This window comes from Frischella sp. Ac48, from assembly GCF_019641635.1.
In the GTDB taxonomy this organism is placed as follows: Bacteria; Pseudomonadota; Gammaproteobacteria; order Enterobacterales; family Orbaceae; genus Frischella; species Frischella japonica.
Genome location: NZ_JAETXP010000014.1, coordinates 1 through 20,107, shown reverse-complemented (window position 1 = coordinate 20,107; position 20,107 = coordinate 1). Strand labels below are relative to the sequence as shown.

Here is a 20,107-nt window from a genome sequence, read left to right as displayed (position 1 = left end):
AATAGACTATAAATAGCAATCTCTTATTCTTGTTATCAAGGATCCTAATAATAATTAAAATTAAAAAGGAAGATTAGTGGATACAAAACAACCAAAAAAATATAGATATGACAAAGAGATTTATACAGCATTAGATGCCATTACCGAAGCCCAGAAAATTGCGTTTTCTCCTATTTTATTTCAAGCTGTATTATGTTTGCGAAATAAAGGTATATTAGCTTATTTGGATCAATTTCATCAGCAAGGGGTTAAAATAGAGCAAATATGTGAAAATATTGCATTATCACCCTACGCAATTCAATTATTGCTCGATGTTGCATTAAGTATGCATATTGTTTATTTACACAATGATCATTATATTTTGGCAAAAATCGGCCATTATTTGTTACATGATAAAATGACCAATGTTAATATAGATTTCACTCAAGATGTGTGCTACGAAGGAATGCAATATCTTGAGCAAGCGCTAGTAGAAGGCAAGCCTTCAGGTTTACAAGTATTTGGCGATTGGCAAAGTATTTATCCATACTTAAGTCAATTGCCAACTAAAGCGAAAAAAAGTTGGTTTGAATTCGATCATTTCTATTCTGATAGTTCATTTCCTGATGCATTTAAACAAATTAAATCACTTAATCCGCAACATATTTATGATGTTGGTGGTAATACCGGTAAATGGGCTTTATTTTGTGCTAATCAAGATCCTAATATCCAAATTACACTACTAGATTTACCGCAACAAATTAAGCTAGCACAAGAAAACATTCAGGCAGCGGGATTTGCGTCTCGTATTACAGGTTATCCGGTTAATTTATTGTCGGCGGAGTCATTACCTAATCAAGCTGATTTATGGTGGATGAGTCAATTTCTCGATTGTTTTAGCGAAGCACAAATTATCGCAATTTTGTCACTGATTCACGCTAGCATGAAAAATGACGCAGTTGTCTGTATTATGGAAATGTTTTGGGATCGACAACCTTTCGAAGCAGGAGCATTAAGTTTGAATGCTTCATCACTTTATTTTACTTGCTTTGCTAATGGAAATAGCCGTTTTTATCATTCTAAAACATTTTACCAATGCTTGAATAAAGCGGGTTTTCATGTTGAACAAGATATTGATGGTCTAGGTTTAGGTCATACCTTACTTATTTGTAAAAAACGTTAAACTAATAATATATCAAGGAGTAACAGATGAAGTTTTGGAAAATCATATTATCAGCTGTTTTAGCTATATCTTTATTTGGTTGTGCGGGAAAATACCAAGAACCACAAGACTACAATACTGCATTAACTGGCTTAACCAAAGAGCAAGTAAAACAATCCATTTTAGCAGCTGCAACAAAAGGTCAACGTGCTTTTGGTTCATGGAATATGCATGCTATTAATAAAAATACTATTGAAGCATCACTCTATAATCGAGGCTATAATGTTACCGTTAATATAATCTATTCTGAAAAAGGTTATACGATTAAATATGCTTCTACCAGCGAAAATTTAAAAGGACCAAATGGTAAAGTGCATCGCAATTATCAACGTTGGGTCGCAAATTTGGATCAGAAAATTCAACAGAACGCTTTTATGCAGAAACAATAACAACTTGATTATGTTTAATGATCAATTAAATACTTGCAATACCCTCATAAGAGGGTATTTTTGCATAGATGATACGCATAATATCCCCTCTTAATAGACCTTACTATTGCATTAATCTAATCGTCTTTTCCCGTTATGATAATGGCAATTTTGACGAATCTGGTATCAATTTTTTACAACAGTTTTTACATAAACTCACCTAATCGATGCTAAAATAGTGTGACATACCATAATTGAAAAATTTCTATTGTGGGTTAATGATTTCAGTCTAATAAAATAACCTCATTAAAATGAAGTTAATAACAATAATTCAGCAAGGTTTTATGGTGAATTTAAACATAATAGCGTTGCGCAAGCTTGTGATAGAGCACATTGTGCTTGAAGCCAGCAAAACAGTGTATGCGAATGTAACAACGCTGCCGATTAACTCACTCTGTTGAATTTAACTTATGAAGAAAAATCATTGATAATAAAAGCTTTAATCATAGTGTACAGCTAATTTAAGCGTAAGCAATAGTTTCATCAAATTGATCATAAATACAAAGCATTGGTATGTTATTCCGACGGTCTGTACACCACATTCAGACATTGTCATAGATAGTATGGAATAGGATAATACATTCGCTAATCAGGTAAAGTGGGGATAATACACTGACAGAGTGTTATTTGATCGTCTGCAAACTAGATGGAAAAGCAAGGTTTGTTAAGCCAGTTTGGCAAAAAGTCTGTTATAAACGCTTATTAATTCGATGCTGATGTGCAAATAATTTTAATGCTGTTTAACCAATGGTTATTATCGAATAATCTAAATTCGTATCTTAAAAATCTGATCAATTGCATATTTATTTTAAATGGGTGACTATTTTTTGCACAATAAAATGCATTATAAATAATCTTTTTAGATAATCTTCACCATTAATCTTAACCGTTAACCTTATAAATAATAAAAATTTAATCAAAAATCGCATAAAAAATAATTCATTTTAGTATAAATTTTGATACGTCAATACGGTTGTTGATATGGCTACTCTTATATATACTCGTCATCGTAAAGTTAACAATTGAATTTACTAAGAGGAATAATTATGTCAAATAGCTATCAAAATGAAGTTCCCGCTTCACGTGTTAATATTCAACTAGACCTTCATACCGGTGGGGCTCAAAAGAAGGTTGAATTACCCTTAAAAATTCTTGCTATGGGAAATTACAGTCATGGTAAGGATACTCGTCCACTTATTGAGAGACAGAAAGTATCAATCAATAAAAATAATTTTGATGCCGTTTTAAAAGAATTAAATCCTCAAGCAACGATTTCAGTTCAGGATACGCTTGCCGGTGACAATTCTGAAGTTAACGTTAATCTCGATTTTCAATCGATGAATGATTTTAAGCCAGAACAAGTCGCTAAAAAAATTCCCCAACTACGTTCACTGCTGGCTATGCGCAACCTGTTGAGAGATCTCAAATCTAACTTGATGGATAATGCAACATTTCGTCATGAGTTGGAAAAAATCGTTAAAGATGAACAACTTTCAGATGAACTTCGCGCAGAATTAAATGCCATTGTTGCCCAAAATACTCAAGAATAAATTTAGCAGTCGTAATTGTGCTGTAATTAACTAATTTGCAAGAAAAGCTGATGATCAAAATTGGATCATGATAAAAGGAATAGAACTATGTCAGAACAAAAAGTAGAACAATCAGTTCAAACGGTGACACAAGACGCCAGTGGCGTATATCAATCCTTGTTTAATAAAATTAATTTAAATCCGATCGATAAAGCACAGGATATGGATAAGTATGAAGACAATGATACTTTATCGGAATCTTCACCCAATGAACGCGTGACAATGGCGGTCAATATTTTACTAAAAATGATTCAAGATTCTTCACAAAAAATTGAAAAATTAGACAAGCATCTTCTAGATTATCATATTAGTCAAATTGACCAAAAATTAAGTCGGCAACTCGATGCCATTATGCATCATCCTGTTTTTCAAGAAATCGAAGCAACATGGCGTGGCTTAAAATTTTTAGTTGACCGTACTGACTTCCGTCGTAATGTAAAAATTGAATTATTAGACGTATCAAAAGATGACTTGCGTCAAGATTTTGAAGATGCGCCAGAAATTAACCAAACCGGTTTTTATCGTCATACTTACATTCAAGAATATGATACGCCGGGTGGTGAACCACTTGGTGTGACAATTTCTAATTATGAATTTGATCGTGGTCCACAAGATATTGCTCTATTACGAAACGTATCAAAAGTCGCTGCGGCAGCGCATATGCCATTTATTGCATCGGTTGGTCCAAAATTCTTCGGTAAGAAAAATATGGATGAAGTGGCTGCAATTAAAGACATCGCTAACTACTTTGATCGTGCAGAATACACCAAATGGAATAGTTTTAGAGAAACCGATGATTCACGTTATATTGGTTTAACCTTGCCAAGAGTATTGGCGCGTTTACCATATGGGCCAGAAACTGTGCCGGTGCGTAGCTTTAACTATGTTGAAGATGTTAAAGGTCCTGATCATGACCGTTATTTATGGGCAAATGCATCATTTGCTTTTGCTGCCAATATGGTACAAAGCTTTGTTAGCAATGGTTGGTGTGTACAAATTCGTGGTCCTCAAGCTGGTGGTTTAGTTGAAGATCTGCCAATTCATTTATATGATCTCGGTACGGGTAATCAAGTTAAAATTCCAACCGAAGTGTTAATTCCTGAAACCCGAGAGTTTGAGTTTGCTAATCTTGGCTTTATTCCACTATCTTTTTATAAAAACCGTGATTATGCTTGCTTCTTCTCTGCTAACTCGGCACAAAAACCAGCGATATATGATACCAAAGAAGCGACAGCGAATAGCCGTATTAATTCACGTTTACCTTACATTTTCTTACTTTCACGTATTGCTCATTATCTTAAAGTGATACAACGTGAAAATATTGGTGCAACTAAAGATCGCCGAGTTCTTGAACTGGAACTTAATAAATGGATTAATAACTTGGTGACAGAAATGACAGATCCAAGCGATGAAGTGCAAGCTTCTCATCCATTACGTCAAGCACAAGTTATTGTTGAAGATATAGAGGATAACCCAGGCTTCTTCAGAGTCAAAACATTCTTGGTGCCACATTTCCAAATCGAGGGAATGGATATTAATTTATCAATGGTATCACAAATGCCTAAAGCAAAAGCTTAAGCATTGAGAACAATGCTATGTTAAATGCAGAAATAAACTTTTGAGTTCGCCACCTCACCGGTCTAATAAGGTCAGTGAGGTGAGTTAAAAAGCCTATTTTTAAATTTTATATTTAAATTTGTTTATGACTGTCAAACAGGTATGAGATTTATAAGTTAATAATATCGTTCGCATCATTATAAATGCGTGCTACTAAATGATTCTTAATAAAGTGAGAACGGCTTTTAGTATTGCATAAAACGATCACATAAGTGGAGCTTAACAAAATAATGAAAATATATCGCCCGCTATGGAATGAAGGTGTATTTTTAACACCTGAACAATTTCAACAACAAACATTGTGGGAATCTTATAATAAACAACAATTAGCTAAACTGTACCTTGCAAATCCTTGGGGGATTGACCGTCTGCAAATTGATCAACAAATGTTGTTAGTTGATCGCCTTAGTGTAGAAACATTGAGCATGCGTTTTACAGATGGAGTACTTATTGATACTGATGTTTCAGATAACATTCCTATGGTTAGAAATTTAGCCTCAGAGGTTCCGGTAGCTGTTGATGAAGTTAAAGTTTATATTGGATTACCATTACTTAATGCGAATGGTGAAAATTGTGCTTATGATGAAAAGCTCATTGAAAAACCAACCCGATTCCGTCAAGAATGGGTGGAAGTTTCAGATTTACTCGGCAGCGGTCAAGAAACCATAGCGGTTGAACGATGTGCCTTAAGCTTTTTATTTGATTTTGAAGATCATAGTGAATACCTCACTTGTCCGATAGCGGTGTTAAAACGCGATTTAAATGGTCGATTTGTGTTAGATAATCAATATCTGCCACCAGTATTAAATTTACATCAACAAAACAGTACGTTACTTAAAGAATTAGAATTATTATGTATTCAAGTTCAAGCTAAACGCCAACGTTTAATGGGAATGCGCCATGAACGTAATCAACAAATGGCCGAATTTGCAGTTGCTGATGTGTCTTTATTCTGGTTACTTAATGCGTTAAATACTTTTGAACCCCAACTGAAATTTTTGCGCGATAACCCATCGTTACATCCAGAAAATTTATATCAAAAATTGGTCGCTTTTACTGGTGCGTTATTAACCTTCTCTCTGGAACATGATGTGGATGGTATTCCTGCTTATCAACACGATAATTTAAATGCCGTATTTCCTCCACTTTTTGAATTAGTGCGAAATTTGCTCGAAAAAAGTTTACCTTCACGTGTTATTAAAATTGATTTGGTACATGATAAAGATACTTTCTGGACAGGTCGCTTACATGATGCACGTTTAGTTGAAGAAGCTGATTTTTATTTATCTGTTCGATCCAGTATGCCTGGTCACCAACTTCAATCACAGTTTCCGATTTTATGTAAGGCTGGTGCACCGGATGATGTAAGACAAATTATTCACTCTGCACTATCAGGAATACCGATTAAAGCATTAAGTCACGTTCCGGCAGCGATACCGATGCGTTTAGAAAATCAGTATTTTGCATTAGATCTTTCACATGATTCAGCAAAAGCCATGTTATTGGCAAGATGTTGTGAGTTTTATATACCAAGATCGATACCCGATATTTCGTTAGAGCTTTTTGCGGTACTACGTACATAGGATTAGCATTATGAGTACTGAACAACAAAATATAGAAATTGATGAATTATTAAGAGAAACCGTTTTAACGGTAGTGCAACTAAAAGAAGGAACAGTAATTTCATCGGTTAGTAATCTTTATAAACAATGTAAACAACAAGTGATGATTCTACGTGAACAATTACATGCCGCGCATTTCAGTCAGGAGGTGATTGATGATATTAGTTATGCGCAATGTGCACTGTTGGATGAAACAGTACTGTTATGTAGTCAAAATAATAAACAAGCACAAAATTATGATGAATGGTTAGGTGCGCCATTACAAGTCGTATTTTTTAATACCAATAATGCTGGTCATGATCTCTTTGAAAAAATTCGCAATCGACTACGTGCCGACAAAAAAGAGTATTTAATCTTAAGCTGCTTTGATCGGGTATTAGGATTAGGGTTTCAAGGTTGTTATTTAAATCAGCCGCAAATGGAGCGCGAACATTTAATTATTGCCCTTAGAGAAGCTTTGCATTATCACGAGCCAGAACTTGAACATGCAATTATTGAACAAAACCGAAGTTTTCGCTATTTTGGGCGCAAAACCCTGCTGATGTTTTTTACCTTGCTGTCAATTGGATTGGTTATTGGTCTGTATTTTTTCTTAGATGATAGGCTCAATGCTCTTATTAAGCCATTAACTCAATAAAGGATAAGAGGTTAATAATGAACGATTATCCATGGCGTTTACAGATTATTTATAGTGTTATTCTAAGTTTAGTTTTACTATTGGTCTTCTTACCAATTGCAATTGGTTGGCAGATTATCGGTGTAATATTGATTTTAGGTGTAGCAAGTTTATTATTTTATCGCCAGCTCTCTTACCGAAAAAAATTAAATGCTTGCACTAAAAATATTGATTTCTTAACTCAAAAACTATCGTTATTACCGGCTAGGCAACGCTATCGGTTACCTATTTTGTTAGTGACCGGTAATTGCGCAAAACAATATTTTCCCGAGGATCTTACTTTAGCTGAGTCCAATATTATTATTTCATCAGAAGCGGTTTGGGTATATGTCGAAGAATATTCAGAGTTACCAATCGTTTTTGATTCACTAATAGCGCGTTGGCCAGATATGTTAGGCCGTATCGGTTTATTGTTGGCTATCACGCCTGAGTTAGAAAATAAACAGGGATTATTTACAGCTAAATTACAGTCATTCAGACAATCTTGGGTGGATACTTGTCGGATCGCTAAATATCAACTGCCAGTATATGTCTCAGCGCATATTGGTTTAAATAATATCCATTATCATGATGATGTGACATTACCTGTATATTGGTATCAAATTGTAGCGCGCCAAATTTACTTAATGGATGAGTATTTATCACCGATTGATAACTGGATAAATGATAAAAAACTTAACTCACAGGAACGTCAACAACGTTTATCGCTTCGTGCCATGTTGCAAGAATATGAGCAGTGGTTGAATGCGCATGTCTTAAGTGTATTGACAGATAATAAACAAACTATTGCTAAATGTGAACCAGAAGGGATAGCTATTTATCCATTAAATTCACATTTTATTCATGACAATTTATTCAGCCACACTATCAATCGACGGACAACACTTGATATTCCCAATCATTATTCGATTGCGGAAATTGTTACCCCACCAGATAGGTTGGTTAAATATATGCCGATTGCTTATCCATATTCGCCGAAGAGAAAAGCTATCTGCAATATGATAATGATCACTTCCTTATTTTTTATGGCGGGTCTCGGTGCTTCTTATTGGAATAATATCAAGTTAGCACAGCAGATTAACAATGATATTCAACATTATGATCTCATTGCCATGGATAGTTATGACGAAAAGTATAGAGCTTTAGCAATTTTGAAAGCAGATCGTCATTTACTGAATGACTACAATCAACAAGGCGTGCCGGTAAAATTAGGACTAGGGCTTTATCATGGTCAAGATTTACTGGTACCACTTAATCGTGCGATTGGTCGTTATGTTCCACCACCGCCACCCCCAGCACCGCCACCTGAACCAGAAAAAATTATCATTAAAGAAAAAGAGGTCGTTATTAAAGAATATCCTGTGATTCGGCTTGATAGTTTATCGTTATTTGAAAGTGGTAAAGCTTTGTTAAAACCTGAATCGACCAAAGTTTTAATCAATGCGCTTATGGAAATTAAAACCCAAATTAGACAAAACGATAATGCAGGTTGGTTAGTCTTAATTTCAGGGCATACCGATTCAACGGGTGATGCAAATAAAAACCAGCAGCTTTCATTAGAACGGGCTGCGGCAGTAAGGGATTGGATGATTAAAACCAGTGACATTCCGGAAACCTGTTTTGCTATACAAGGGTATGGCGCAAAAAAACCGTTGGTGAGTAATGATACTCCTGAACAACGTTCACAAAATCGACGGGTGGAAATAAATTTGGTTCCTCAAATAACAACATGTCAATTGCTAGATGAGAACTAAATATTAAGTAATTAACAATAACAATAAGGAGATAATACTATGGCAGTACCTGCATATATGTTTTTAAAAGATGATGGTGGTTCTGAAATTAAAGGTTCAGTGACAGTAGAAGGCCGTGAGGGGAGTGTTGAAGTTGTTGAATTTGATCATCAAGTTTACATTCCTACTGACGGTAATACTGGTAAATTAACTGGTACACGTGTACACAAAGCCCTTGAGTTTGTTAAAGAGGTTGATTCTTCATCACCTTATCTTTACAAAGCAGTAACCACCGGTCAAAACTTAAAATCTGTTGAAATTAAATGGTATCAAATTGATAACGCGGGTCAGGAAGTTGAATATTTCAATACTTTCATGGAAGGGGTAAAAGTTGTTTCTGTTAAACCAGAAATGCACAACATCAAAGATCCAACAAAAGAACAATACAATCACTTAGAGCGTGTTGAACTGCGTTATGAAAAAATTACTTGGACTTTCAAAGATGGCAACATCATTCACTCAGACAGCTGGGTAGAAAGCCGAAGTTAATTTACTAAAAATCAGATGTCATCATGGCAATGATGGCATCTTTAACTATTTAGTTTTATCAATGACAGCACTATTAAAATACAGACTAATTAATCAAATGTATTTAAACACCAAGACCTACTGACCGCAATAGCATCATGTTTACAGGGAAATTAAATACATTTGCTTAAGTAGTATCAAAGCAAAAACTGATTAGCGGATTTGTCGATGTGATAGTGTTTATAAAATTTTACCGCTATGACGCTAATCGTTAACACAATTTAAATAACAAAACATAATTATAATAAATTAAAAAGGAATCGCGATGATAACTGATCCATCTACACTATTACGACGACTCAATCCTTACTGTGCTAGAGCGTTAGAGTCTGCCGCTGGGCTATGCCAAACGCGCGCACATAGTGAGATCACATTAGCGCACTGGTTATTAAAATTACTTGAACAGGGTAATAGTGATATTACTATTATTGCACGTCACTATCAGCTAAACATGGATGGCATCTGGCAAGGATTGCTAAATTATCTTGATTCACTGCCACATAGCATTAATCAAAAGCCGAGTCTTTCAAGCTCATTAATGGAACTATTACAAGCTGCGTGGTTAAAAGCCTCTCTCGAAGATCATGAAGAACAGATCCGTTCTATCCATCTATTGCAAGCTTTACAAGAATCACCACAAAGTTTAAAAGCGCAGGATGCTTGGCAATTATTAAGCTTATCAGTGGTTGCTTTAAAACGTTTACGGCCAATGTTAGATGACAGTTCTGATGAAAACGTTCTGGCTCCCTTGGATAATCATCAACAAGTATCAGAAAATATTGAAAATGCGATTGCAACACAACCTGAAAATCATAAAGACACTCAAACCGCTTCAAAGGTTCAACCTTTGGTAGTTGAACAACAAAAACATCACCAAGCAGCGCTTAATCGTTTTTGTGAAAATATTACTGAAAAAGCTCATAGCGGAAAAATCGATCCTGTATTTGGTCGTGATAGTGAAATTCGCCAAATGATTGATATTTTATCCCGCCGTCGTAAAAACAATCCAATTTTAGTCGGTGAACCTGGCGTTGGTAAAACGGCATTAGTTGAAGGACTCGCCTTAAGAATTGTCGAAGGTAACGTGCCAACGAGTTTAAAAGATGTCACGATAATGACACTTGATTTAGGCTTATTACAAGCGGGTGCTGGCGTAAAGGGAGAATTTGAACAACGATTAAAAAACGTGATAGACGCTGTACAGCAATCACCAACACCGATTTTGTTGTTTATTGATGAAGCTCATACTATTATCGGTGCCGGTAATTCAGCTGGTGGCGCTGATGCGGCTAATTTATTAAAACCAGCTCTAGCGCGTGGTGAATTGCGTACGATTGCCGCAACGACATGGTCTGAATATAAACAATATTTTGAAAAAGATGCAGCACTAGAACGTCGTTTTCAGATGGTCAAAGTTGATGAACCGAATGATGATAATGCTTGCTTAATGTTACGTGGCCTAAAATCACGATATGCCAAGCATCATGGCGTACATATTTTAGATGAGGCCGTAAAAACCGCCGTCACACTTTCTCGCCGTTATATCAGTGGTCGACAACTGCCGGATAAAGCAGTGGATTTATTAGATACCGCATCAGCTCGAGTAAGAATGAGCTTAGATACCATCCCTGAGTCGATTACTAAACTTGAAGCAACTATCACCTCATTACAATTGGAACAGGCAGCATTGATTGCCGATCAGGCATTGGGTGAACAAGATCTACAACCCCGAGTGATAGAAATTGATGCACAAATTGCGTCGGTGACGAAAGTGCTTGCGAAAACTAAAGCGCAATTTGAACAAGAAAAAGCATGGGTAGAAAAACTGATAGAACTACGTGCTCAAGATAACGCACAAAATAAAAAAGTGATGAAACAAATCAGTGACGCTCAGCAACAACTGCATGAATTGCAAGCTAGTGCACCGCTGTTATCGCTTGATGTAGATAGTCGCACGGTTTCGACCGTCATAGCTGATTGGACAGGCGTGCCACTCGAAAGTTTGTTAAAAGATGAGCAAAGTCATCTATTACACATTGAGGACGATTTGCGTACACGCGTAGTCGGACAAGATGTCGCACTATCGGAACTGGCAAAACGTATTCGCGCAGCCAAAACCGGCTTAACAGCTGAAGATGCGCCACTGGGCGTATTTTTATTGGTTGGTCCATCAGGTGTTGGTAAAACCGAATGTGCGCTGGCACTTGCGGATACGTTATTTGGTGGTGAACAATCTTTAGTCACAATTAACATGTCGGAATATCAAGAAGCGCATACGGTATCACAACTGAAGGGCTCGCCACCCGGTTATGTTGGTTACGGACAAGGTGGCGTATTAACCGAAGCGGTGCGAAAACGACCATATAGTGTTGTGCTGCTGGATGAAGTTGAAAAAGCCCATCGTGATGTTCTTAATCTATTTTATCAAGTGTTTGATCGTGGGTTTATGCGTGATGGTGAAGGGCGTGAAATTGATTTTCGCAACACCCTTATTTTAATGACCTCCAATTTAGGCAGTGATCAATTGATGGCACTATTTGAGGAAATGCCAGATGCACCAATTGCCACACAGCAAGAGTTATTGCGCCCTATCATTCGTGAACATTTTCAACCCGCATTATTAGCTCGTTTCCAAACCGTTATCTTTACTCCATTAAGTGGAGATGCTATGCGACAAATTGTTGAAATGAAGTTAGCTAAAGTCGCAAAACGCCTCAATCAACATTATCACATTCAATTTAAGGTGGGTGATGCGCTTTATAAACAGTTAGTCGATGCCTGTTTATTACCGGATACCGGTGCGCGTAATATTGACAGTATTTTAAATCAGCAAATTTTACCAGCAGTGTCTAATCTATTGTTACTAAAACGTGATATCAATAGTCAAGTATTGTGTCTTGATTTTATTGATGGTGAGGGAATTGTATTAGAGTGGAAAATGGATACACAGCAATTAACGAGTAAACCTAAAGCAAAAAAAATATCATCGCCAACAAATAAAAAATCAACAAAAGGATCGTGATTTTACTCATTAGCCTAATATCAATTATTAGAGCATGGTACCAGAATATGGCGACAAAATATCAAGTTTTGTTGTGAAACCAAAATATGATGTAAAACCATAGATTTAACAGGAATACAGGAGTAACGCCGTGACTAAAGATATCAGTCAGGAACTGGAAAATTTTACTACAAAAATAACTCAACCAAATCATAACCGTTATAGTTTAAACATTACTGGACTGACGGCCCCTTTATCTGTTTTATCAGTGAAAGGTCACGAACAGATAGATGCACCATGGTATTATGAGGTGACGTTCACCAGTAATGATAAACATATTCAGATCGATTCCGTTTTAACGCAATCTGCCTCTTTTTCATTTCAACCGCAAAGCGTTAGTGATATGTTACAACATATCAGCTCTCTCGATACCCCGGCCATGCCACGCACGTTATATGGGGTGGTAACGGCATTTAGTCAGTTATCCATCAATGAAGACGAAGCACATTATCGGGTAGTGCTAGCCCCACGCTTGGCGTTGCTTGCCAATGAGCATTCATCTGCCATATATCAAAATCAAAGTGTGGTAAATGTGGTCGAAAGCGTGCTACGTCGCCATGGTTTTACTGGCGTGGATTATCGCTTAGCGCTAAAGGAGACTTATCCAGCACGGGAATTTATCACACAGTGGCAGGAAACCGATTTAGCTTTTGTGCAACGTTTGCTTGCCGATGTGGGAATATGGTTACGTTTTGAAAGCCACGCAGAGCATCACTGTGATGTATTGGTGATCAGTGATTTTGAACAAGGTCTAGCTGATGCTGGGCATATTGTGTATAAAGTTCCTAGCGGTATGGGGGATAACAGCCGCCACAGTGTATGGAATTTACAGTTAACCAGCAAAACCGTGACCCGTCAAGTGGTGGTGAATGACTATAACTATCGTGATGCTGAGGCAGATCGTTATGAGTTAGTCAATACCGAGCCGAAAGATAGCACAACGGTAGGTACGAACTACCGCTATGGTGAGCACTATAAAGCAAAAGGAGATCATCAACAGGTAGAAAGTGGTCATTGGTATGCCAAAATTCGCCATGAGCAGCACATCAGTGAAAAAGTTATTATTCACGGTAAAAGTAATGACTATAACCTAGCACCTGGTCAACGGATCGTAATCGACGACAGTCCGCTGGCGGAGATTAGCGAAGGAATCATTATTTTAAGTACCCAAAGTGATGGTGATCGAAGTAATGCTTATGAACTGAGCTTTACTGCCATCCCTTACGCGGTATTAAAACCGTACCGTCCGCAACCGAAAATCTGGCCACAAATTGGCGGTACATTACCAGCCCGTGTCAGCAGTCCGGCTAATGATACTTATGGCTATATTGATACAAAAGGGCGTTACCGGGTTAAGTTTGATTTTGATTTAACAACTTGGCGCAGTGGCGAAGAGAGCTTGTGGGTACGTTTGGCTAAACCATATGCTGGCGATACCTATGGTTTTCATTTTCCGCTAATTGATGGCACCGAAGTTGCGATAGCCTTTACCGATGGCAATCCTGATCGCCCCTATATTGCCCATGCAATGCATGATAGTACGCATCCTGACCATGTCAGCACAGCTAATAAGCACCGAAATGTTATTCGAACGCCGGCGAATAACAAACTACGGATGGATGACCAGCGCGGGCAAGAACATATTAAATTAGCGACAGAGTATGGCAAAACACAGCTTAACATTGGTCATTTAGTTGATGAAACAAAGAAGAATCGCGGCCATGGTTTTGAATTGCGTACCGATGAGTGGGGGGCAATTCGCGCCGGCAAAGGATTGTATGTTACCACCGAAGAACAGTACAAAGCCGGTGATCTACAATGCAATATGGACAGTGCCATAAAAGAGCTTGAGCAAGCGTCGCAGATGGTGAAACGGCTTAATGAATTGGCACAAGCAGCGAAAGCAGAATTGGCTGATTTACAGACGCAGAAACAGCTGCTGGAACAAAATCTCGATCAACTCAACCAACCGGCCATTTTAAACTATGCGCCAGCGGGTATTGCCGATGTCACGCCAAGCTCGATCCAGCAGACCGCAGGTGAAAACATCATACAAACCGCGCAAAGCACAGTTGACATCAGTGCGTTTAAACGCTTTATGGTGACAGCCGGCAATATGATAAGTCTATTTGCTAACATGATGGGGATAAAAATCTTTGCTTCCAAAGGCAATGTCGATATTCAGGCCCAAAATAACGAAATGCACCTATCATCAAAACAAGCAATGAAAATCACTAGTACGGATAGCGAAGTAATTATCTCAGCCAGTAAAAAACTAACCTTAGTCTGTGACGGTGTGGCAATTGTTCTAGAAGGCGGCGGGATTAAATTTTATGCACCGGGCGATGTCACCGCGCTGGCGGCGAGCTTTGGTGTGGTTAGTCCTGAAAGTTACAATTCTTCAACCGTACAAATGCCGGCAGGAGTGAAATGTACGGAGGAAGGTTAATGGAACAACAATTATTAAATATATTGGCTAATGACAATAGTAGCCGGCAGTATCGTTATTTATTGATCGATGGGTTAACCACAGTGAGCGAAATAGATTTTATCGCTTTAGATAATATACAGGCTTTACTTGGTGAGCAGGCAATCGCTACTGTTATAAGGCCCGATATATCTCATGATTTAAATTCGTGCCCTAAGTTAATAACCATCGCTAAACCTAATCAAGAACTGGATAAAAGGTTGTTACATTTTAGTGTAGTGCAGGCTCAAAATGAACGATTAAGTACTAAAAGTTATGTCTGTGGTTGGATGGTAAGTCAATACCCGCCTGAAATTATCACCGAACAGATGGTCAATATTGGTAAGCAACTAAGTAAATATTGCGCAATGGGTTTTGTACCATTTTATGAGCCATTTAGGATGCAATTATTACAAGAGGGTAATGCCATTTGCCCTGAATTTATCGCTGATATGTTAAACATGTTTCTCAATTATTGTTATCCAACCATACAAAATACCTTAAGAAATATTAAACAGTTAAATTATAAACCAAAAAATATTGACTTATTTATGGTTGAAGAAGCTAAGTTTTATCAACAAGAAGCGAAACAATTGTTTTTTCTTTATCTCGCTCAATATGAGATTTATCAAGAGATAAAAAAAGACACCAATCAAATTAGTTTACTCGAACTTGCCGAATACTATCGAGATGCATGGCAATATGGTTTGCAGGCAGTTAATGATAGGTTTATTTTTGCATTAATGTCTTATCGTTATGGTAATCATTTGCTAAGTAATATTGAACTAAAATCGGCTGTCGAAGCGGCGGTGCTTGAACCGGGCAGTTTATCTGATCGTTTCAAAGCAATTGATAAAGGTGTGTTTTTATCACTGGTCAAAAAAGAAATTGAATAAAGAGTGGATGGCAATCAATGAAGAATATAGATTTAAATGCAGAAAGACAACAAGAACTTAATGATATACTTATTTACGAAAAATCAGACTCAATTTCAATCTCAGCATTAGCTAATGGTCAGTGTGCTGCGTGTAAACGTCAAGGTTTTCCGATTTTTTTAGTGCGTAAAGCTATCATTCCTAAAGCATATAATAACAAAGATAATTACTGGTCTAATAAGATAATATCCTTGGGTCGTAGAGAGCCTGACGCTAATGAAGTTTCGTTACAAACTCATGAATATGTTTATCGAACTTTACGCAAAGGGTATGTTTATATTCTGGCAAAAAGGTTTGATGGTAATTATGAACCTATTGGTTATGAGGTTACGCCATCAGGCATCTTTAGGCATAAAACACGCTATGATATGAAAGAACGCAATATTAAAGAAATTCCTGAATCATGTACCAAAGAAGCACACAGAATTCCAGGTTATTTTATTAATATTGATACGACGGTTTATAGTGATACGGCATATGTCGCTTATACCCGTAGAGCGTGGTCTGACAAAACGATACAAACCTATTTAGATATGGCAAAAGATGATCCAAAAAATATTCATTTGGCGCGATTTTCAAAAATAATGTTAACTGCTGAGGGGATTTCTAACTCAACAAAATTAAGTCTCGAACAACGAAGTTTTGCATTTAGTGAATTTTTTACGCCGGAAGGGCCTAAACTGCTGGAATTTGAATTACCCCAAGAGAAAGTTTATTGTCCAAATGAATCATTATCTCATTCATCTGGTGATAATCAGTCAGAAACAGATAACACCAAAAACGATAAACAGTTTAATCAGGCTTTATCTAAGAACTTATTTATAACTTATCATCCTTTTCGCTCATTTATGACAAAGAAAAATACCGAGAAGAAGGTAGAGCGTGAACAGATATATGATCATTTCATTGATTTACAAGGTCGCTTAATTAGCCGATTAATTCGAAAAGAAAATAGTCGAGATATTTCAGAGTCTGTGAAGGTTGCGGTGAGCGCTTTAGTTGTTGAAGATACCTTCGGACTTGCCGAGGAACTAAGCTACCAAAGGCAAATGAAAATTGGCCCAATTCTCGAATTTATCTATAACGCAGAACAGCAATATACCACCAAGATGCAACAAGAGTATGAAAAATTATATCTATCCACTGCCAGTATGTCAGAACAATTTGAAAAGCTTAAACAAGACTATGCAAAATCGCATAACGAAGAAGCAAAAATTTTGTTTGATGAACAGTATGGAAAAACATTTCAGACCTCTCAAGTCAAAGGTTATCATGGGCAGGTTTATACACGTAATAAAATAGCCGAAGGACCCATTAATGACGATTTTTTGCATGAAAAATACTATGCAAGTTATGATAATTTAGTCGCTTCCGGGGTACCCTATCGATATTTTAATGAAAAATTAATGCATATGCGTAAGCATAAATCGTATATTGATTGTTTTTATAATGAAATTGCTGAGCGATTTAGCGATACCGGTGATAAAGTTGTCTATGACTATTGTAAGACGAACTATAACCCAGAAATGCCGGTTTTGCCAACGATTTATCCGCATGCAGCAACCTATTTACGTGAGGGGTATATTGAACTTCCCATTGATGAAAAAGAAAAAAGAGATCTTTTAGCAAGAATTAATGATAGCAATTTAACCACTGAATATTATGATGTTAGAAAATTTGTACTGCCTAATTCAGCTAAAGCCGAGCGAGAAAAAAAAATAGCCAAAGAGATAGAAAAGTATAAGATTAACTTAGCCGATTATCGTATAACACAATTTATGAGCGAAGAAGAAAAGGCTTACAATAAACTAATTGACGCAATTAAATCTCACTCCATCGACTACTACATCTATACTACATGGTTATTTGGTTATAGTGAAAAAGGAACTACCTCAGTTCACACACCTCAAGCAGTTAAAACATACAATCAAGTCCCATTTTGGAAAATAGAATGTGATAGTAATAGTTCTAACAACCATATAGGTTATTTAACTGATTTTAATAACATCATTGGTACACTTAGTTTAGGCAATATAAAATTAGACTATCAATATGGCTTATGGGATATTTTACTGCGCGATGAAGATACCATCTATTTTCATTTAATTAATGGTAATCCTAAAGATAACACCCCAACTTTTTGGTCGGCATTGCTTAACATCCGGCAGCAGTTGGATGAAAAATATTCGGAATTAAAATATCAGGCTAGTATAACCGGAGTTCAACCCAAAGAGGATATAATTGATTACGCAGCGCGCGCTACTGAAGCGATAAATCTGTTAATAGAACAGCATCAACATGATCTCGATAGTTTGTTTTTTCTGGAAAAGGGCGCCCACATATTAAATTTATATCAAATAATGATTTCTCGAGCCGTCAGCGCCGTAGCACAACGTGAACCGACCACCAGCCTAATTAATGATAAATTAATTCAAGCGCATTTTCTTGAAGCGGCGATGGTCATTGCCGGTGTAGTTGGCAAGGTTTTTTCATTTCAAGTCAACGCATCGCAATTAAAGTCTGTTTTGCGTGGGTTAGGAGCCTGCGCTAAGCTCTTTACGGCCAATGTTCTTAAAGATACTGATAACAAATTATCCCTACCACCGATTACCGAGGACTTGCCACTCAGTGAAGATAAACCGGTAGTTATTGATTATTTTCAAATCGCTGATGATACATTTGGTTTATTTAACGATTTGCATATGATTAATACCGTGCCATGGGCTGAATTTAAACAAGCCAAACTGGCGGGAATGGTACATGATATCAAAGAAATATGGCATCCAACTTCAAGCAGTTCATTTAAATTAATATCCTCTGATAGCGTAGCGACCATGTTAAATGGGATTAGTGCCTATTCTCATTACATGTTAATAGCGCATAACTATAAAATTCTTGATGGGCTGGGTATTGGGCAAACTCGCCAAGATGAGTTAAAAAGGGAAATTGTTAAAAACTTCACTCAATTAATCGTCAAATCGATTACCATTATGAGTGATTTATGTAGTAAACTTAAAATAAGTGCTTTTATAAATTCATTTTTTTCTCTTGGCTCAGTAAAGGCGTTGCTCGTGGAGAATGTGTTTAAATCCTTCAGTTCCATGGCTACCGTTTTGGGGGTCATTGGACCAATGATGTCATTATATGACGGTGTAATGTTGATCGTTAAGGCTAACACGACCAAAGATCTACCTTCCCATATTCGTAGTCAGTATAGGCTTTGCGGTACATTAATGGTTATTTCGGCTTTAATTTGTTTAGCTAAAATTGGCGGGATATTGGCGATGTTAGGGCCAGCAGGGGCGGTTATTTATTTTATTGGCATTGTAATGGGGATTGCCGTTGCTATATATAGCCTGCTATTTGAAGATGAATCCGATAAGTGGAATCGAATGCAAACATGGTTTAATCGCTGTTTATTTGGGTTGTGGGGGCATCGTGATAAAGGTCAGCCTTACCCACCCACCTTTGAAGGTATTGCATTTTCAGCTAATGACTATTTTGTTGCGCGGTTAGGGATTGATGGTAATGTGCAAGTTTACGATGATTGCTATTATGTTGATGAGCTAATGCCGCTGGAACACGACCCATTTATTGAATATAACGAATCTCATTATCAAACACGTGCTAATTTCGTCAAAGGGCTGTATCTGTATTTGCATCTTCCTGGTTTTGTAGATAAAAAAAGTGTTTATGAGTGTTCGGTTCGCTTGCAAAAAAGATGTGGCAGCCGTGCCACGGTCAATATATCGGTAACCACCGGAAAATATTACCCAATAATCCAGCTTGGTGAGCAATACCAGCTTGATCACCCGGGAGCGAGCAAACAAACTATATTTGTACAACGCGATGCGCGTTATTTAAAGCCAATTTCAGACGACGATGAGTTAAATAACACTACCAAAGTGAAGTATCGCGAACAAGTTGGGATCGATCCTGAAGCCGTAAATAAAGGTGAAAGCCCCCATTACCAAATCCGCTATAAATTGGGCGAATTTTTGTCAGGTCAGATGGTAATCCGATGTAAATTATTTTACTACCCTAATGGCAAACAGGCTAACAATGGTCAAACGGTATTACCGCTGATCCTAGATTATGAATACTAAGTTAACTAAAGGAGAATAACCGATGAAATATGGTCAATTAATCAGCGCCGTAGTCTTGGCATGCGGCTTATTGGGTTGTACCGA

Annotated in this window: 12 protein-coding genes; all 12 read left to right on the top strand. The window is 37.1% G+C overall.

Features of this window, described 5'->3' with window-relative positions; genetic code table 11:
* Positions 1–76 precede the first annotated feature (76 nt).
* The 12 genes from JMI89_RS10100 to JMI89_RS10045 all read left to right on the top strand — a co-directional run bounded on the left by JMI89_RS10100 (position 77) and on the right by JMI89_RS10045 (position 20,023).
* Positions 77–1,162, top strand: coding sequence for a class I SAM-dependent methyltransferase (locus JMI89_RS10100; RefSeq protein WP_220680003.1), 1,086 nt, complete (start codon positions 77–79; stop codon positions 1,160–1,162).
* Positions 1,163–1,188: 26 nt separating this feature from the next.
* Positions 1,189–1,590, top strand: a complete 402-nt coding sequence (locus JMI89_RS10095) for a hypothetical protein (protein ID WP_187755978.1) — start codon at positions 1,189–1,191, stop codon at positions 1,588–1,590.
* Positions 1,591–2,675: 1,085 nt separating this feature from the next.
* Entirely contained in the window at positions 2,676–3,179 is a 504-nt protein-coding gene (gene tssB, locus JMI89_RS10090) for a type VI secretion system contractile sheath small subunit (protein ID WP_187755977.1), read from the top strand.
* A gap of 87 nt (positions 3,180–3,266) precedes the next feature.
* Positions 3,267–4,796 (top strand): type VI secretion system contractile sheath large subunit, encoded by a 1,530-nt coding sequence (gene tssC / locus JMI89_RS10085; RefSeq protein WP_187755976.1) that lies wholly within the window; start codon positions 3,267–3,269, stop codon positions 4,794–4,796.
* A gap of 269 nt (positions 4,797–5,065) precedes the next feature.
* Positions 5,066–6,418: a type VI secretion system baseplate subunit TssK gene (gene tssK / locus JMI89_RS10080; RefSeq protein ID WP_220680002.1), complete on the top strand. Its 1,353-nt coding sequence runs from the start codon at positions 5,066–5,068 to the stop codon at positions 6,416–6,418.
* A 10-nt stretch (positions 6,419–6,428) separates the two neighbouring features.
* Positions 6,429–7,094, top strand: a complete 666-nt coding sequence (gene tssL / locus JMI89_RS10075) for a type VI secretion system protein TssL, short form (RefSeq protein ID WP_187755974.1) — start codon at positions 6,429–6,431, stop codon at positions 7,092–7,094.
* A gap of 17 nt (positions 7,095–7,111) precedes the next feature.
* Complete coding sequence (locus JMI89_RS10070; RefSeq protein ID WP_220680001.1) at positions 7,112–8,887, top strand: OmpA family protein; 1,776 nt, start codon at positions 7,112–7,114, stop codon at positions 8,885–8,887.
* A 39-nt stretch (positions 8,888–8,926) separates the two neighbouring features.
* Complete coding sequence (locus JMI89_RS10065) at positions 8,927–9,415, top strand: Hcp family type VI secretion system effector (protein ID WP_187755972.1); 489 nt, start codon at positions 8,927–8,929, stop codon at positions 9,413–9,415.
* Between the two features lie 304 nt (positions 9,416–9,719).
* Positions 9,720–12,476: a type VI secretion system ATPase TssH gene (tssH, locus tag JMI89_RS10060; RefSeq protein ID WP_220680000.1), complete on the top strand. Its 2,757-nt coding sequence runs from the start codon at positions 9,720–9,722 to the stop codon at positions 12,474–12,476.
* Positions 12,477–12,606: 130 nt separating this feature from the next.
* Positions 12,607–14,964 (top strand): type VI secretion system Vgr family protein, encoded by a 2,358-nt coding sequence (locus JMI89_RS10055; protein ID WP_220679999.1) that lies wholly within the window; start codon positions 12,607–12,609, stop codon positions 14,962–14,964.
* Positions 14,964–15,878, top strand: a complete 915-nt coding sequence (locus JMI89_RS10050) for a hypothetical protein (RefSeq protein WP_187755969.1) — start codon at positions 14,964–14,966, stop codon at positions 15,876–15,878. The genes JMI89_RS10055 and JMI89_RS10050 overlap by 1 nt, the downstream gene beginning before the upstream one ends.
* A 17-nt stretch (positions 15,879–15,895) precedes the next feature.
* The gene (locus JMI89_RS10045; RefSeq protein ID WP_220679998.1) at positions 15,896–20,023 is read left to right on the top strand and encodes a toxin VasX; all 4,128 of its coding nucleotides are present in this window, start codon (positions 15,896–15,898) and stop codon (positions 20,021–20,023) included.
* The last annotated feature ends 84 nt before the right edge of the window (positions 20,024–20,107 follow it).

Bases quoted from the DNA above. Each gene is read 5' to 3' on its own strand.
- JMI89_RS10095 (WP_187755978.1), top strand. From the start codon at position 1,189: ATGAAGTTTTGGAAAATCATATTATCAGCTGTTTTAGCTATATCTTTA.
- tssB (WP_187755977.1), top strand. From the start codon at position 2,676: ATGTCAAATAGCTATCAAAATGAAGTTCCCGCTTCACGTGTTAATATT.
- tssC (WP_187755976.1), top strand. From the start codon at position 3,267: ATGTCAGAACAAAAAGTAGAACAATCAGTTCAAACGGTGACACAAGAC.
- tssK (WP_220680002.1), top strand. From the start codon at position 5,066: ATGAAAATATATCGCCCGCTATGGAATGAAGGTGTATTTTTAACACCT.
- tssL (WP_187755974.1), top strand. From the start codon at position 6,429: ATGAGTACTGAACAACAAAATATAGAAATTGATGAATTATTAAGAGAA.
- JMI89_RS10070 (WP_220680001.1), top strand. From the start codon at position 7,112: ATGAACGATTATCCATGGCGTTTACAGATTATTTATAGTGTTATTCTA.
- JMI89_RS10065 (WP_187755972.1), top strand. From the start codon at position 8,927: ATGGCAGTACCTGCATATATGTTTTTAAAAGATGATGGTGGTTCTGAA.
- tssH (WP_220680000.1), top strand. From the start codon at position 9,720: ATGATAACTGATCCATCTACACTATTACGACGACTCAATCCTTACTGT.
- JMI89_RS10050 (WP_187755969.1), top strand. From the start codon at position 14,964: ATGGAACAACAATTATTAAATATATTGGCTAATGACAATAGTAGCCGG.
- JMI89_RS10045 (WP_220679998.1), top strand. From the start codon at position 15,896: ATGAAGAATATAGATTTAAATGCAGAAAGACAACAAGAACTTAATGAT.